The sequence below is a fragment of the Deinococcus roseus genome (genome assembly GCF_014646895.1).
Taxonomy (GTDB): Bacteria; Deinococcota; Deinococci; order Deinococcales; family Deinococcaceae; genus Deinococcus_C; species Deinococcus_C roseus.
Genome location: NZ_BMOD01000003.1, coordinates 164,445 through 179,187, shown reverse-complemented (window position 1 = coordinate 179,187; position 14,743 = coordinate 164,445). Strand labels below are relative to the sequence as shown.

16 protein-coding genes are annotated in these 14,743 nt (G+C 55.7%); 6 read left to right on the top strand and 10 right to left on the bottom strand.

Features of this window, described 5'->3' with window-relative positions:
- Positions 1-102 precede the first annotated feature (102 nt).
- Positions 103-1,014 (top strand): DUF2268 domain-containing putative Zn-dependent protease, encoded by a 912-nt coding sequence (locus IEY52_RS06280; RefSeq protein ID WP_189001469.1) that lies wholly within the window; start codon positions 103-105, stop codon positions 1,012-1,014.
- A gap of 59 nt (positions 1,015-1,073) precedes the next feature.
- Here the strand turns inward: IEY52_RS06280 and IEY52_RS06275 are convergent, their stop codons facing one another.
- From IEY52_RS06275 to IEY52_RS06240, 8 genes are all read right to left on the bottom strand, one after another.
- The gene (locus IEY52_RS06275) at positions 1,074-1,754 is read right to left on the bottom strand and encodes a response regulator transcription factor (RefSeq protein ID WP_189001467.1); all 681 of its coding nucleotides are present in this window, start codon (positions 1,752-1,754) and stop codon (positions 1,074-1,076) included.
- Positions 1,755-1,757: 3 nt separating this feature from the next.
- Positions 1,758-2,309, bottom strand: a complete 552-nt coding sequence (locus IEY52_RS06270) for a hypothetical protein (protein ID WP_189001465.1) — start codon at positions 2,307-2,309, stop codon at positions 1,758-1,760.
- Between the two features lie 132 nt (positions 2,310-2,441).
- Positions 2,442-3,140: a PulJ/GspJ family protein gene (locus tag IEY52_RS06265; RefSeq protein ID WP_189001463.1), complete on the bottom strand. Its 699-nt coding sequence runs from the start codon at positions 3,138-3,140 to the stop codon at positions 2,442-2,444.
- Positions 3,141-3,177: 37 nt separating this feature from the next.
- Complete coding sequence (locus IEY52_RS06260; protein ID WP_189001461.1) at positions 3,178-3,615, bottom strand: type II secretion system protein; 438 nt, start codon at positions 3,613-3,615, stop codon at positions 3,178-3,180.
- The gene (locus IEY52_RS06255; RefSeq protein WP_189001458.1) at positions 3,602-4,072 is read right to left on the bottom strand and encodes a hypothetical protein; all 471 of its coding nucleotides are present in this window, start codon (positions 4,070-4,072) and stop codon (positions 3,602-3,604) included. The genes IEY52_RS06260 and IEY52_RS06255 overlap by 14 nt, the downstream gene beginning before the upstream one ends.
- A gap of 1 nt (position 4,073) precedes the next feature.
- Positions 4,074-5,558 (bottom strand): hypothetical protein, encoded by a 1,485-nt coding sequence (locus tag IEY52_RS06250; RefSeq protein ID WP_189001455.1) that lies wholly within the window; start codon positions 5,556-5,558, stop codon positions 4,074-4,076.
- Positions 5,559-5,739: 181 nt separating this feature from the next.
- The gene (locus tag IEY52_RS06245) at positions 5,740-5,982 is read right to left on the bottom strand and encodes a hypothetical protein (protein ID WP_189001453.1); all 243 of its coding nucleotides are present in this window, start codon (positions 5,980-5,982) and stop codon (positions 5,740-5,742) included.
- A gap of 30 nt (positions 5,983-6,012) precedes the next feature.
- Positions 6,013-7,683 carry an NAD-dependent malic enzyme gene (locus tag IEY52_RS06240; RefSeq protein WP_189001451.1) on the bottom strand — a complete coding sequence of 557 codons (1,671 nt, stop codon included), beginning with the start codon at positions 7,681-7,683 and terminating at the stop codon, positions 6,013-6,015.
- A gap of 334 nt (positions 7,684-8,017) precedes the next feature.
- Here IEY52_RS06240 and IEY52_RS06235 point away from each other — a divergent pair, with 334 nt between their 5' ends.
- Complete coding sequence (locus IEY52_RS06235; RefSeq protein WP_189001450.1) at positions 8,018-8,893, top strand: recombinase family protein; 876 nt, start codon at positions 8,018-8,020, stop codon at positions 8,891-8,893.
- A gap of 86 nt (positions 8,894-8,979) precedes the next feature.
- Here the strand turns inward: IEY52_RS06235 and IEY52_RS06230 are convergent, their stop codons facing one another.
- A complete protein-coding gene (locus IEY52_RS06230; protein WP_189001449.1) occupies positions 8,980-9,456 on the bottom strand; it encodes a heme-binding domain-containing protein in 477 nt (158 codons plus the stop codon).
- 110 nt (positions 9,457-9,566) lie between these two features.
- Between IEY52_RS06230 and IEY52_RS06225 the strand changes: the two genes are divergently transcribed.
- The 3 genes from IEY52_RS06225 (at position 9,567) to IEY52_RS06215 (ending at position 12,804) form a co-directional block, all read left to right on the top strand.
- Positions 9,567-10,928, top strand: a complete 1,362-nt coding sequence (locus IEY52_RS06225; RefSeq protein ID WP_189001448.1) for a sensor histidine kinase — start codon at positions 9,567-9,569, stop codon at positions 10,926-10,928.
- Positions 10,925-11,587 carry a response regulator transcription factor gene (locus IEY52_RS06220; RefSeq protein ID WP_189001447.1) on the top strand — a complete coding sequence of 221 codons (663 nt, stop codon included), beginning with the start codon at positions 10,925-10,927 and terminating at the stop codon, positions 11,585-11,587. The genes IEY52_RS06225 and IEY52_RS06220 overlap by 4 nt, the downstream gene beginning before the upstream one ends.
- Before the next feature lie 68 nt (positions 11,588-11,655).
- Positions 11,656-12,804: a cellulase family glycosylhydrolase gene (locus IEY52_RS06215; RefSeq protein WP_189001446.1), complete on the top strand. Its 1,149-nt coding sequence runs from the start codon at positions 11,656-11,658 to the stop codon at positions 12,802-12,804.
- A 145-nt stretch (positions 12,805-12,949) separates the two neighbouring features.
- Here IEY52_RS06215 and IEY52_RS06210 read toward each other — a convergent pair whose 3' ends face one another.
- On the bottom strand, positions 12,950-13,468 hold the full coding sequence (locus IEY52_RS06210; RefSeq protein WP_189001445.1) for a hypothetical protein: 519 nt from the start codon (positions 13,466-13,468) through the stop codon (positions 12,950-12,952).
- 314 nt (positions 13,469-13,782) lie between these two features.
- On the opposite strand from IEY52_RS06210, the gene IEY52_RS06205 reads away from it, so the two are divergent.
- The gene (locus tag IEY52_RS06205; protein ID WP_189001444.1) at positions 13,783-14,700 is read left to right on the top strand and encodes a DUF1206 domain-containing protein; all 918 of its coding nucleotides are present in this window, start codon (positions 13,783-13,785) and stop codon (positions 14,698-14,700) included.
- The last annotated feature ends 43 nt before the right edge of the window (positions 14,701-14,743 follow it).

The window sequence follows — 14,743 nt, the reverse complement described above, 5'->3', positions numbered from 1 at the left end:
TCTGTGCGGTACCCTGTTCTGAAGCACCCTCAGACAAATGGCTTAAGCATCTTGAATCTCCCGTTGCAGGAGGTTCTAGGGTAAGAACAGAAAGGAGTCACCATGACCACCCCCACCCTCAACCTTCACGTTGCACCCTCATTGTCCGGCCTGAAAAAAGCCCTGCAAGCCCCTGAGCCACAGCAAATGCCTGTTTTTCTGCAGGAGGTGATGGAACCCATCCGGCCCTGCTGGGAAACCCCCATGCTGCGGATGGGCATGGCAGACCCCAGTCAGGATCTGGCCCGGATTGCAGCCCAGCGTTTTCTGTTCTACACCCCAGAGCAAGGCATTGAACGCGGTTTGCAAGCCCTGGAACAACTTCAGCAGTTTCAGGCCACAGAGAAAAGCCTGGAACGCCTGGAGAAGGCCATAGACCTGCTGGAACCTGCAAAGCACGGCATCCAGTTGCAAGACCTGCATTTTGTGTTTGTGCTGGGAGATCCAGAACGCATGACCCCACCCCTCTACACCGGCGTGGGCAACGTTCCTGGCTGGATTTTGCTGATGGCCTACCCCACCGAGCACAACTTGCCCAGACTCTCTGCCATCACGGTGCATGAATTTCACCACCAGGTGCGCTTTCAGCACGAACCCCTCTTCCCACAGATGACCCTGGGCAAATACATCGTGGCAGAAGGTCTGGCAGAAGCTTTTGCAGCCCAGTTGTGCGGCGAGGAAAACCTGGGCCCCTGGGCCACCACCCTGCAACCCGCAGAACTGGAAGCCGTCAAACCCCGCTTTGCTGCCGCCCTCAACCTGTCCGATTTCACCGAGGTGAGGGGTTACATCTTTGGAGACTGGGCTTCAGAAAGCTGGGGCACCCCCAGACTGGGCATCCCTGACTTCGCAGGGTACGCGGTGGGCTACCGGATGGTGCAGACTTACCTGAGCAAAACCGGCAAAACCATCACGGAAGCCACCTACACCCCCTGGCAGGAAATCATTCAAGACAGCGGGTGGTTTGGGTTGTAAACCCTCCTGTTCCAGAACCCAAAACACACAGGACAACCCCTGCTGTTTCGGACAAATGCTCAGGGGGTCGCCTCGTCAAAAAGGGCATATCCGGTTTTTCTGAGGGCACGGATGTGCAAATGGCTCTCAATCTGCTTGAGTTTTTTCCTGAGCAGGGAAACCCGCACCTCAAAGCTGTTGGAAGCAGGAGAGTAAAAACCATACACATGCTGTTCCAGCACCTCTCTGCTGACCACCCGGGAGGCGTTTTGCATCAGGTATTCCATGATGCGCACCTCATGGTCGGTCAGCAGCACACTTTTGGCCGCTGTGCTCAGGGTGCATTTGCTGGTGTCCAGGGTGGTGCCCGCCAGATAAAGGGTCTGCTCCTGAGGATGCACCCTCCTGAGCAGGGCTTTGATGCGGGCATCAAACTCATCCAGAGCAAAGGGCTTGACCAGATAGTCGTCTGCGCCGGAATTGAGGCCCTGCACCCGATCGGGAACAGAACCCCTGGCGGTCATGACCAGCACCGGCAGGTTGCCCAGCGCCTGAATGGAGGGAATCAGGTCCAGACCATCACCATCGGGCAGATTCAGGTCCAGCAACACCAGATCAGGAACCCAGTCTGCCAGTTGCTGGTAGGTCTCTTGCAATGTGCGGCACACTTGCACATGGTATCCCCAGTTTTGCAAGTGGTTGCCCAGCAAAGCCTGCAAATCTGCATCGTCTTCTATGAGGAGGATTTGCCATTTTCGCATGGTTTATTTGTTTTTGCCTTTGCCATTTCCGGAGTTCCCGGAGTTCCCGTTTCCAGAATTGTTGCCGCTTCCAGAATTGCTTGATCCAGAATTGTTTGATCCAGAGTTGTTGCCGCTTCCAGAATTGCTTGATCCAGAATTGTTGCCACTTCCAGCATTGCTTGATCCAGAATTGTTTGATCCAGAATTGTTTGACTTGTTGTTCTGGGGATCTGCAGCAGGATTTTTGACGTTGGCACTGAGCTTGGGGGTACTGAGAACCGTCAATTTCAGGTCAGAATCCAGGGTGTTGAAATACTGGTTCAGGGTGAAAAGACCATTGGGGGTGCTCAGGGTGAGCTGCCCGGCATTCAAAACGCCCTGGACACTGGTGACTTTTTCCTGCAGAAACATGGTCACCACCGGACCATTGAAGCCTTCCAGAAGTTCCAGGGTCAATTGTGCTCCCTGCTGCTTGCCATAACCCACCACCCGTTGCAGACTGCTGTCAAACACAATCACTTCAAGCGGTGCAGTCATCATCAGGGAGGTCACAAGCCAGGAGAAAATCAACATGTTCTCTTTCATTTTAAGAACCAGGCTGACTTGATTCTGACTTTCCAGGCAACCCACATGCAAACCACAATCCCAGGCATCTGAATGGCCTGGGATTGTGGTTTGTGATTTAGAGGGTTGGTTTTGCCGGATTCAGCAGCCTGTGGTTGCGTCGCAATTGCGGGCCAGCACTTTGGTCTGGTAGGTGTTGGTGCTGATGGTCTTGGAGCCCACTTTCTGGTAGCCCTTGAGGATCAGGGTCATGCCGCGTTTCATGCCAGCAATGCTGTAAACAGAGGCACTGAATCCATTGCTGTTGGCCAGCGAAGGGTGCAGCACACTCAGGGAAGTGATGTTGGGATAACTGCCACTGCTGCAGGTGTAGGAGGTGGCTGCCTTGCCCTGGATCAGGGCATACGCTCCACTGCTGGCCACATTCAATCTTCTCTGCAGGGGCAGGGTGGTGGCCATCAGGTTGGAGGCTGGAACAATGTAATAGGCGTACAGGTCACACAAAGCTGAAGTGGCCTTGCTGGGCACCCGCACAATCACAATCTGGCTGGCGGTCAGGGTGCTGGCAGGCAAATAGGCTGTAGAGGAAGGGGCCTGGCTGTCCGAAAAGGTCACACTGCTTGCACTGACAAACTTGTCTGCTTCTTTCAGGCGGCTGAGCACCAGTTGCTGCACTTTCTGGGTCTGCGCATCCAGGTCTGCCCGAGTGGAAGATTCCATGGAGTTCTTGAGGCCAGAACTGAACAGGTTGTAAATGGCCACAAACAGCACCGAGAGCACCGCCATGGCAACCATCAATTCCATCAGGGTCAGGCCTGCCTGTTGTCTGTTTTTTCTCACTGTGCACCACCTTTCAGGGAGATTTCAGGGCAGAGCATCATGGGATGGCGATGTCCAGGTAGAGGTTCTGGGTCTTGCCACCGTAGGTGGTGGTCAGTCTGACGCGTTTCAGGGTGCTGGTTGCTGTGGAAGAAGTGGCGCAGGAACTGCCGAAAGTGGTGGGGGGCGTGGTCAGGCTGGTCCAGGTGGCACAGCTGAAGGTCACACTGGTGGAGGTGGGGGTGTAGCTTCCGTTCTGCCAGTTGGTGGTTGCAGTTGTGGCATTGGTCCAGGATTCTTTGAGGCTCTCAATCTCATTGGCAGCCAGGGTGTTGACCGAAAGCACACTGGTGTTCTTTTTGTTGGAGGTGTAAAGCTTTGACATCTGCACCACAATGGTGCCCAGCACCAGACTGACAATCAGAATGGCGAACATGATTTCGATCAGGGTGACACCTGCCTGCTGGTTTTGATGCTGGTGTTTATTGGATTTCACGGATCGAGGCATAGCCAAACACTCCTTGCAAAATCAATTTGGCAGACCAGGTCTGACGGGTGAATTTGAACAGCACGTCTTTGGTGGTGCAGGCACTGCTCCAGCACATTTCTCCATAAGGTGACTTGAAGGTGACCTGTCCGGTGGTGGTACATGTGCCACCGGTGCTGTCACAGAGGGCCATGTTCTGGTAGGTGATGGTGCGGGTGCCGTAAGTCAGCACCACATTGCTGCCGCTGTTGGCCAGGCTGAGGGTCTGGTCCACCGAGGTTTTGACACTGGTGGATCGGGCCAGGTCAAAGTAATAGGTCATGGACGAGACATCATCCTGCAAAGAGCGTTTCTTGTTTTCCCTCACCAGGTTCATCACGCCCACACCCACCAGGATGCCGATCAGGACCATCACCAGCAGGATCTCCAGCAAGGAGATCCCCTGGATTTTCTGCGCATTCCGCATGTCAAAGGTCTCCGTTGTTGAGCTGGATCCAGCGGCCGGTGTACAGCACATTGATGTTGTTGGTGAGCGGATCGAAGTAGTAGGTGTAGGTGGTGGGTCCGGTGGTGACAATGGGAGGAACCACAATGTTGACGGTGGTATCAATTGCAGCGGTGGCGCTGGAATTGAGGGCCGTTTCTGTGCAGAAGGAGCTGGGGATGTTCAGACCGGTGGTGATACCGGAAGATTGTGCTGCAAACATGCTGATGCCCTGGGGAACGCCAGCAAGACCCACGCCTTTGCAATCTCCACCAAAGACCAGGCCTGCATAGTTGCTGGTGAGGGCCATGGTGTTGGGAGAGGTCAGCCAGCCTGCCAGGGTGTTGTTCCCTGAGTTTTTGGGGCCCAGAATCAGGATGATTTTGCCGCTGGAATTGCGCAGGAAGTACACGTAATCTGTCTGGTTTCCCTGAGATTTGACTGCGCACCTCTGAACAAGGTTGGGGGAAGTCAGGGTGACATAAGTTGTGGTCACATCGTTTTGAGAACAGGTGACCTGGTACTGGTTGGCTCCGGCGTAATCATACCGGATGGTGTAGTTCCGGTCATTTCCGCAGGCCCCTGAGTTGCCGTTGCTGGTCTGGCCGCACACTTCGTAGGAAACGTAGGTTCCGTTGTCCACTTTCTTCTCAATGCCCACTGCTCCAGCCAGAGGATAACTGCTGGTGATGTTGGTGGTGATGGCAGGGGTGGTGGTACTGGGGGTGTAAGTGGTGTTGGTGACGGCCACGTCCAGGGAGTTTCTGCTGGGATCACCAGAGCTTCCGGCAGAAGAACCAGCAGAGGTGGCTGTGGGGCATGTGGGGGAGGTGCTGGTGGTGGTCTGTCTGGGGTACTGGCCCACCACACGGGAGCCTTTGGTGGTGGTGGTGCCTTTGGAGACGTAATACCCCACGTCATAGCAGAAACGGAAGGTGTTCATGGTGGAGATGGTGGAAGGTGTTGCAGGGGTGTAGTCCCATTCCAGGCGGGTGATGGAAAACAGAGGGCTCTTGGTGAGGACCCCGCCCACTTTGTAGGTGTTGTAAACGCTGTAGGTCTGTCCATTGCCCAGAGACAGGGTGTGGTCCAGGTCTTTGAAGACCGTGGCCCAGTAGGTGTCTGTGGTGGGTGCCCCTTCCCAGGTGCGGAAGAAGTCTGCAATGGCGGTTTTGGCTGCACTGGCGGCAGGTTCCGTGGTGGGAACGGTGCAACCGCTGGTCACAGTGGTGTTCTGACCCACCCCGCAGACACTGGCCACCAGGGTGGTGAAGTCTGTCAGGGTCTTGTTGGTGGTGCCCAGACCGTCCAGGCGGTTGCCCAGTTGCTTGACGTAGGCTTTTGCCCAGGCCAGACCGGATTCGCTGACGTACTGGGCTTCCAGGGTGGCAGACTGGTCGGTGACCGTTTTGGAGGTCTTCAGGGTGTACTGGGCAGAAATGAGCAGCACAATGGCCATGATGAACATGACTCCAAGAGTCATCACCAGTGCCGCACCTGCCTGATGTGTTTGGGGAGATTTAGGAGTGTTCATGCTAACACAAATTATACATCTGCTTTTGTCACAAAGACCTTCCAGCACAGTCAATTTAATGTTACATTTGGGTTACACTTATGACTGTTCATCAGAATGGTGAACGGTTTTGCCTTCAAAGGCCGCTCTGCTCTCCTTGAATTTGCTCGATGGTTTTCCCATTTTTGCTTGCAGCAAGCTGTTTTGTGGTCTCTTCTGAAAGCGCTTCAGAGACCTCTGGAAATCCAGTTGTTAAGAGAAAGGCATCTTTTTGCACCCGGTTCATCTGTAAAAAACCCGGGCGACATTGATTGAAATTCTGGTTTTGATTCACTGAAAGAGCTTTTTCAGGGCTGAGAACAAAGTCTTTCAGGACCACAGACCCGGAGCAGATCCTCTGCCAACCCCATCAGCTGTCATCCACAGGCAGGTAGGTCCGGTAAACCGGAGCCCACTCAGGCTCCTGCAAGGCAGCTTCCATCTCTGCAACAGGACGGCTGGAAAGCCCCAGTGCCACCGCTGTTGCTGCCACCTTGCGGGCCACATGCTGATTGGCCCTGAACAGATCAGCAATGCGGGGAAACACAGCGCCTTTTTGCAGGCGTTCTGTGCTCACGGTTTCAGCAAGGGCAAAGGCGGCAGCAGTGAACAGTTCATCCGGGATGGTGCTGGCCCCCGCAGCCTGCACCCCCCAGCCCACCCCTGGAAAAATGAAGGTGTTGTTGCCCTGCCCAATTTCGTAGATTCTGCCTGCATGGTACACGTCTGGAAAAGGGCTTCCGGTCGCCACAATGGCCGCTCCATCTGTCCAGGCCAGGGCATGCTCTGGGGTGACCTCTGCCAGGTGGGTGGGATTGGACAGCGCAAAAATCAGGGGGGTGGAGGTGTTTTGATGCACGGCCCGGACCACTTCTTCTGTGAAAGCCCCTCCGGCACCTGAAAGCCCCAGCAGTGCAGTGATTCCAGCGTTCTGGATGGTTTCCAGCATGCTGGGAATCTGGCCTGCAAAAGTCCAATTCTGGATGTCCTGCACTGCGCGGGCAAACGGAGCCTGGTGGTCCTCCAGCCTGGAATCCCCCTGCAGCAGCAAGCCATTGCGGCCCATCAGGTAGATGCGGCTTCTGGCCTCCTCTGCAGAAAGGCCCAGTTGTAACAAACCCTGATAGATCTGCCCGGTCACGCCCATTCCTCCGGCACCTGCGCCCAGCACCAGAAATTTCTGGTCTTTCAGGTGTTTGCCCTGATCGGTGGCAGCAATCAGGCCTGCCAGAGCGGTGGCCCCGGTGCCCTGAATGTCATCGTTGAAGCTGGGAAGCCGGTTGCGGTACCGCTCCAGCACCCGGAAAGCATTGCCCCGGCTGAAGTCCTCCCATTGCAGGATGGCATGGGGAAAACGCTTCTGAAACGCCTCAATGAAGGCATCCAGAATCTCAAAGTAGGCTTCACCCCGCAAACGGGGTTCTCGCATGCCCAGGTAGTAAGGGTCCTGCAAGAGGCTCTGGTTGTCGGTGCCCACATCGAAGACCACTGGGAGGGTGCGGGCCGGGTCAAAGCCCGCCACCAGCGTGTAAAGGGTCAGCTTTCCAATGCTGATCCCGATGCCCCCAAAACCCTGGTCTCCGATGCCCAGGATGCCCTCTGCATCGGTGGCGACCACCAGTTCGGTGTCATCGTATTCTTCCAGAATCTCGTCCAGGCGGATGTAATTCTCTCTGTTGACCACCAGGCCTCTGGGCTCTCTGAAGTTGGTGCTGTAGGTCTGGATGGCCTCTCCCACCGTGGGGGTGTACACGATGGGCAACATCTCCTCCACGTGGTTTTGCAAGAGGGCGTAATACAGGGTGCGGTTGTATTCCTGCAAGGAACGCAGAAACAGGTGCTTTTCCAGCGGATTGTGGTTCTCCTGATACTGGGCATACATGCGCTGAACCTGCTCGTGCAGGGTTTCCACCCTGGGGGGCAGGCGGCCTTCCAGATGAAAGCGTGCCCGCTCTTCGGGGGTGAAAGCAGTGCCTTTGTTCAGAAAAGGGTCTTGCAGCAATGCGCGGCCTTGCAGGGAAACGGGAATGGACGTTTTCACATCTGCCTCCGGAAAAGTTCAGAGATGGGCTCAGGGGCTGACTCAGGACAGGCCAGAGAATTCGGGAAAGATGCACCACAATACCTGCTGGAAGGCAGATTTCCAAATGGTGTAATGCCCTGCCACTACACAGGGCAATGGTGTACTGCAGGAGAGGGAATTCTCTGTTTGGATCGGGAACAGCACTGAAGGTAGAGACAGGGCAGGGGACTGGAAATTCTGCTAAAAACATAATATAATGGTTGTACTTCGCAAGGAGACCCCACTGAGGTTTCCCCACCAGACCTTACAATTCACCCCAGAACACTTTCTGGGAACCCTCAAGGAGAACTGCATGACACAGTTGGCCACCATTGATGCTTTTTCCCCCCAGCGCTTTCAGGTGATGTGCCAGATGGCAGAAGTCTTCATCCGCTCTCGCATGCTGCCCCCCTCCATCCAGACCCCCGAACAGGCCATCGTGATCATGGTCAAAGGGCAGGAGCTTGGATTGCAACCCCTGCAGGCCCTCAACGGGATCAATGTGATCCAGGGCAAACCCACTGTGAGCCCGCAGCTGATGCTGTCCCTGATCAACCGCAGCGGCAAGCTCGAAGACATCCGCTTTGAAATCGGAGCAGATTTTGTGACCTGCACCATGAAACGCCAGGACCGAACGGAACACACCGAACGGTTCGGGCAAAAAGAAGCCCAGAACATGGGCCTGATCGGCAAGGACAACTACAAACGCCAGCCTCTGGTGATGTACAAATGGCGTGCTGTTGCAGCCTGTGCCCGCGTGATGTTCCCGGACATCATCGATGGTCTGTACACCCCCGAAGAAATGGGCGCAGAAGTGGTGGTGGACGACGAAGGCACCATGACCATCCAGGCTCCGCAACTGCAGGAAAAAACCCTCAGCGCAGAAGCCGCCCAGCGACTCACCACCGCCCTCACCAAATTTGGCGTTCAGGATGTGTCCCAGCTTGCAACTGCTGTGCTGGGCCGTGAAGTCAAAGAGCTGACCACCCTCACCAAAACCGAGGGCACCCAGATCTTTGAATTTGCCAAGAAGAACTTCGACGATGCCCAGAAAGCCCTGGAAGCCCAGGCTGCAGAAAAATCCTCCGAAGAAGCGGGCAAAAGCGAAAAACCTGCCAGAACCAGCAAAAAGGCCCAGGCCGACAACCCTGAAACCCCTGAAAATCCCACTGGCCTGAAGGCCGGGTAAAATCCTTCACAGAAACAACCAGAAACAGAAAGCCCTGCACGTTGCAGGGCTTTCTGTTGATTGGGCTTGCAAACCTTGCCTGATCCTCAATCCTCTCCCCCATCCCTGTTTTTCCTGTCTTCTCCCGATTCTCCAAAAGTGGCTTTCAATCCTGAGATCAATTGCTGTTTTTCACTGTCGGTCAGGCGGGCCTCGGGGTGCAGGGGCAGGTAAGAACGGTCTGGCATCTTTCCTTCTTCCACGGTTTCTGCAGCTTCATGGGCTTCCCGGCCAAAACCCGGTTCGTTGATGTTGAACTTGCTGCGGCCTTCCTGCACATGGCTCTGAACCAGCCATGACACCGGAGCCACGTTGGAGTACCAGGGCCAGGTGGTCTGGTTGCTGTGGCAATCCTGACAGGCCCGTGCAAAAAGTTGTGCCGTCACAGGTCGGTCCCATTGGGGGGTCGCCTGCACAGGTGGGTTGGTGTGGGCACGGCCAAAAGGGACAACCTGAATCAGCAGAAAAAGGGCAAAAACGACCAGCAGAATTCGGGGCCAGGGGGAACGTCTGGGAGAATGCATCGGCATATTGATATGGTCTCATGTTCGTGAAACCTCTGCCCGGAGAAAAGTTACCCTTTTGTGAACCCCATTTGACAATCCCCCCCTGTCCCCGTCATGGTAAAAGCTGCATGTGGACCATCCGCAACAAACTGCTTTTGCTCTGTCTGGGGGTGGTGCTGTCGGGTTTTGTGGTGGAATCCCTGCTGACCGGGGTGTTCTACCAGCGCATCGTGCAGCTTTACAGTCAGGAGCGTGCTGCACGGCTCGCCACCTTCATGGCCGATGTGATGCAGTGGTGGTTTGATGGGGATGAGTCTCCTGATCCTGGAGACGAGGACTGGCTGCGTGAAGAACTGGGGCCTGCCCGTTCGATGGTCTACCACATTGATCTGGACACCCGCAAATACAGCAAAACCCCGGTCTGGAAAAGCATGAAAGCCAGTCTGCCCCCGCTGGACCCGGCAGGTTTGCAGCAACTGGCAGACAACCTGCAAGAATCCGATGTGATGTGCGTGTGTGGAGCTTACCGGGTGGCCACCAGACGGGAATGGAAATACATCGTGCAGGTGGCACTGCCCCTCAGCATTGACCGCCAGAACATGGCCGGTTTCAGGCAGACCACGCTGCTGGTGGGGGGCATCATCTTCCTGCTGGTCGGTCTGCTGGCATGGTTGCTGGCCCGCAGCATCACCCGGCCCCTGGTGGAACTGTCCGGGCAGGCCCGAAGCCTGGAAAACAATCCGGAATTTCTGTATGCCTCCAGACAGGACGAGGTGGGGGTGCTGTCGCGCGCTTTGCAGGAAGGGGTCAAAGAAGTGCAGGAGGCCAGAGCAAGAGAGCGGCGTTTTCTGGCTGCAGCCTCACACGAACTGAGAACCCCCATCACGGCCCTGCTGGTCTCCATTGAGCAGGAGGCCAGACGCTCCAGAAGCATCGAGGAGCACCACCAGACCCTGCAACGGGTGCATGCCACCGCGTTGCGTTTGCGGGAACTCAGCAGCAACCTGCTGACCCTGGTGAAACCCCCCTCCCAGACGGATTTGCAGGTCAACCTCACCGAGATCACCGCCTCGGTGGTGGATGAACTGATGCCCCTGGCAGCAGACAAAGGGCTCTGGCTGGACTTTGATGGAGAAAACCTCTCGATGTCCGGGGACCCGCACGCCCTGAGGCAGATGGTCACCAACCTGATGTCCAACAGCATCAAATTCACCCAGCGTGGAGAAGTGGTGGTGCGCCTGGAGCAGCAGGACAGCAACATCGAATTGACCATCGAGGACAGCGGAATTGGTCTGCCCGAAAACCACCAGGATCTGTTTCAGGCTTTCACGCGGGGCAAAGGGGCAGCCCAGCTCAGCCCTGGGTCAGGTCTGGGGCTGGCCGTGGTGCAGGAAGTGGTGCAGGCCCACCACGGCACCATCACTCTGAAAAACCGATCTGCAGGGGGCACCCTGGCCACCGTGCGCCTCCCCATCAAGGAAAAAACATGAAAATTTTGATTGTGGAAGACGACAGAGACATCCGCACCGCCCTGGGCGACGCATTGACCCACGCAGACCACCAGCCAGAACTGGCCGCTTCGGTGGCAGAAGCCTGGGGTCTGCTGGACCTCTACACCTTCGATGCCATCATCTGCGATGTGGGCCTTCCAGAAGGAGAACGGGCAGGCTTTCAACTGGTGCGGGAATTGCGCCACCGTGGTGTTTTGACTCCGGTGATGTACCTGACAGGTCTGGACAGCCTGGAAGACACGGTCAAAGGTCTGGATGCAGGCGGTGACGATTACATCCTCAAACCCTTCCGGGTGCCCGAAGTGCTGGCCCGACTGCGTGCCCATTTCAGGCGGGCCAGACCGGCCAGCATGACCGATCTGGAACACCTGGACCTTGTGCTGCAGTGGGAAAGCAAAAAAGTCACTTTAAAAGGTCAGGAGGTGCGCCTGACCCAGAAGGAGTACCAGTTGCTGGAACTGCTGGCCTCCCACCGGGGCAGGATCTTCAGCCGCGATGAACTGCTGGACCGGGTGTGGGATGGGGAATTTCAGTCCTCAACCAACCTGGTGGACGTGTACATCAGCATGCTCAGGAAAAAACTGGGCGAGGGGTACATCGAGAACGTGCGGGGCCGGGGGTACCGCTTTCCAGAGTGACCTCCTGGATTTTTTGCTGTCAGACAACTTTAAGGTTTTTTTAAGTTTGTTCGGGCACACTGACAGCCATGAAGAAGTTGATGGCAAGTGCACTGTTCTCCTCTGTTCTGCTGGCTTCCTGCAGCAGCGTACAGACCCCCGAATTTCATTCGGAGCTGGCCCCCAGCATCAATCAAAGCATCAATCAATCTGCATCCCAGAACATTCAATCCCAGGCCGCGGGTTACACCATCAGCGGAGCCAACATTCTGGATCCCATTGGTCAGCCTTTCATTGTGAAAGGGGCCAGTGTGGCCTACCAGACGTTTATTTTCAATGGGCAGGACCACGGCGGCTATGACCGGGCCAATTACCTGTACCTGGATGCCATGCTGGACGATCTGAAAGCCCGCGGGGTCAATCTGGTGCGCATTTTTGTGACCGAGCCCATCGCCACCAGGACTGCAGCCTGGAACAAAAACCAGTCTTACCTGACCATGCTGGACCGCGTGGTGGACGCTGCCAACGCAAGGGGCATGGTGGCCCTGGTCACCAACTCCTACCGCAAGTACACCACCGCCGGGGTCAGCTTCGTGGGTTCGCTGGCTTCCCGTTACAAGAACAACCCCAAAGTCTGGTTGACCCCCATGAACGAGCCCAACTGCGCAGGCAACACCTACAGCGAAACCAAATGCGAAAACTGGGCCAACTGGAAAAAAGAGCAGAACCAGTACATTCTGGCCATCCGCAATGCCGGGTTCACCAATCCGATCCTGATCAACAGCATCAGTTACTCCTGGGACCTCACCGGGGTGACCAATCCCAGTTACAAACTCAGCGATCCGCTGAACCGCCTGATTTATGGGGCCCACCGTTACGGCAACGACCATGAAACCTGGACCACAGATCAGGCTGCAGATGCAGACCGCAACTGGGCCAACCTGAGCAGCACCCTTCCTGTGGTGGTGGATGAGGTCGGCGCAGACAACGGTGAAGGCGAATTCGGCACCCCCTTTGTGAACAGCCTGGTGTGGGCAGATGGATTCATGCAGTACGTGAAAAACTGGGTCCAGAACCGTGGGGGAGATGGAGCCATCGCTTTCACCAGTTACACCTCGGATGGCAACACCATGTACGAAGATGCGGGTTACATCAGTGGGAATGTGCCTCAACCTGTTTTGCCCCTCAGGCTGTCTCCCTGGGGAAGCATCTTCTACAACCGTTTCCTGTTGCCCTGAAGGGCAATCAGTAGTCAGCCGTCAGCCGTCAGCAAAAACAATCTCAGCAGCCAGAACCGGACAGGTCATCTGTCCGGTTCTCAGGTTCCCGATCGTCATCATCTGTGATCTGTGGAGTGTCTGTTGTGGAGTGTCGGCTGTGAACTTAATGCGCAGCCTGTACAGGAACTGGAGCAGTCACAGGAAGCAAAGTGGTCACCACTTCTCCTCCCACGGTTTTCAGCAGGTCCTCCACTTTCAAATGGTCTTCGGGAATTTGCACGTCTACAGCCACCATGAATTTGCCTTCATGTTCGGCGGTGGCCTGCACAGCAGCCTGATGGGCCTTGCGGCGCAAGTCGTATCCGGTGCCCACCACACTGCCCAGCACGCCGCCGAAAATGGTCCCCAGCACGGCAGTCACTGCCACTCCCATCATGCCTCCCAGCAGCAAGGGACCCACCGGACCCCACAACGCCAGAACCAGACCAGCGATGGTTCCCATCAGCAGACCCAGCAGGAGGCCACGCGAGGAACCCCTGTCCATGTCCTGCTGCAGGACGCTCATCAGCTTGTTGTTCTGGACGGTGGTGAGGGTGGCACCTGAAATGCCCACGCTTCTGAGTTTTTCCAGGGCACATTCAGCGGTTTCCAGGGTTTCAAAGACTGCGGTGATGCGTTCCACTGTATCCTCCTTGGCTCTGGGATGCATTGCAGGCTGGTGATTGAAGTCCATCTGCGGTGTTGTTGCATTCTTGGAGCGTGCAGATCTATAAGAGATTGGTTTCATTGTAAAGACCTCTGCAGGCAAACAGTTTTGAAAAAACCCTGAAACGCTGAGCATGTCTCCATCAATTCATCAGTTCCCAGACAGCTTTTCTTCAAGCCACATTCAGCTTGCTGATCTTTCGTCAGAAAACCCCGATTTGCAGCACATCCCTAAATGAAACTTTAAGTTTTCCATATCAAGCTGTTTTTCCCATGCATCAACATACAGTCATGCCTCCAAAATCCATGGGTTCCCATTCACAAAACACTGCCCAATCTTCCCCGCCAGACTCCATTTCCAGCCGGGCCAAAGCCCACGTCAGGGACAAAGTTCAAAAAGCTGCCCCCTGGCTGGAAAAATTTGCCCGATTTGGCTACTTCTGCAAAGGGATCATGTACCTGACCATCGCTTTTCTGGCCATCCGGGGGGTGCTGCAGGAAGGGCGCAATCCAACAGACCAGCGGGGGGCGCTGGAATACCTGGGGCGCAACACCTTCAGCGATGTGATGCTGGTGGTTCTGGCCATCGGCTTGCTGGGATACAGCCTCTGGCAATTCCTGAGGGCTTTTCTGGATCCCGAAGGACAGGGGAAAAAATTAAAAGGCATTTTCAAACGGATGGGTTATGCCTTCAGTGGTGCAGCTTATTTGACCCTGTCCTGGGCTGCTGTGCGGGTGTCTTTGCTCAAGGACCACGTGTGGGACCAGAACTCTGAGGAACACTGGACTGCCCGCATTCTGGAGCTTCCTGCTGGCCGTGAAATGGTGGGATTGCTGGGACTGGTGTTTCTGGCGTTGGCACTCAACCAGATCTATGTGGCCGTCAAAGGTTCTTTCATGAAGCACATGGAAAGCTGGCACCTGAACCGTCACCAGCAAACCGCCATGGTGGTGGTGGGCCGGATCGGCATCCTGGCCCGTGGACTGGTGGTGGGCATGGTGGGCTGGTTGTTCCTGAAAGCCGCATGGTACATCGATGCAGAGAAAGCAGGAGGCATGTCAGAGGCCATTCGCAGTTTTGAACGGGCACCAGGAGGTGTCATTGCCTACAGTCTGATTGCATTGGGCATGTTGCTGTATGGACTGTACGCCTGGATTCAGGCCGCATACCGCAGAATCCCTTTGCAGGATTCCTCCCAGCAGGCCTGAATATCTTTTGCTTCGATCCCTGATGCACAAACACACCCCACAA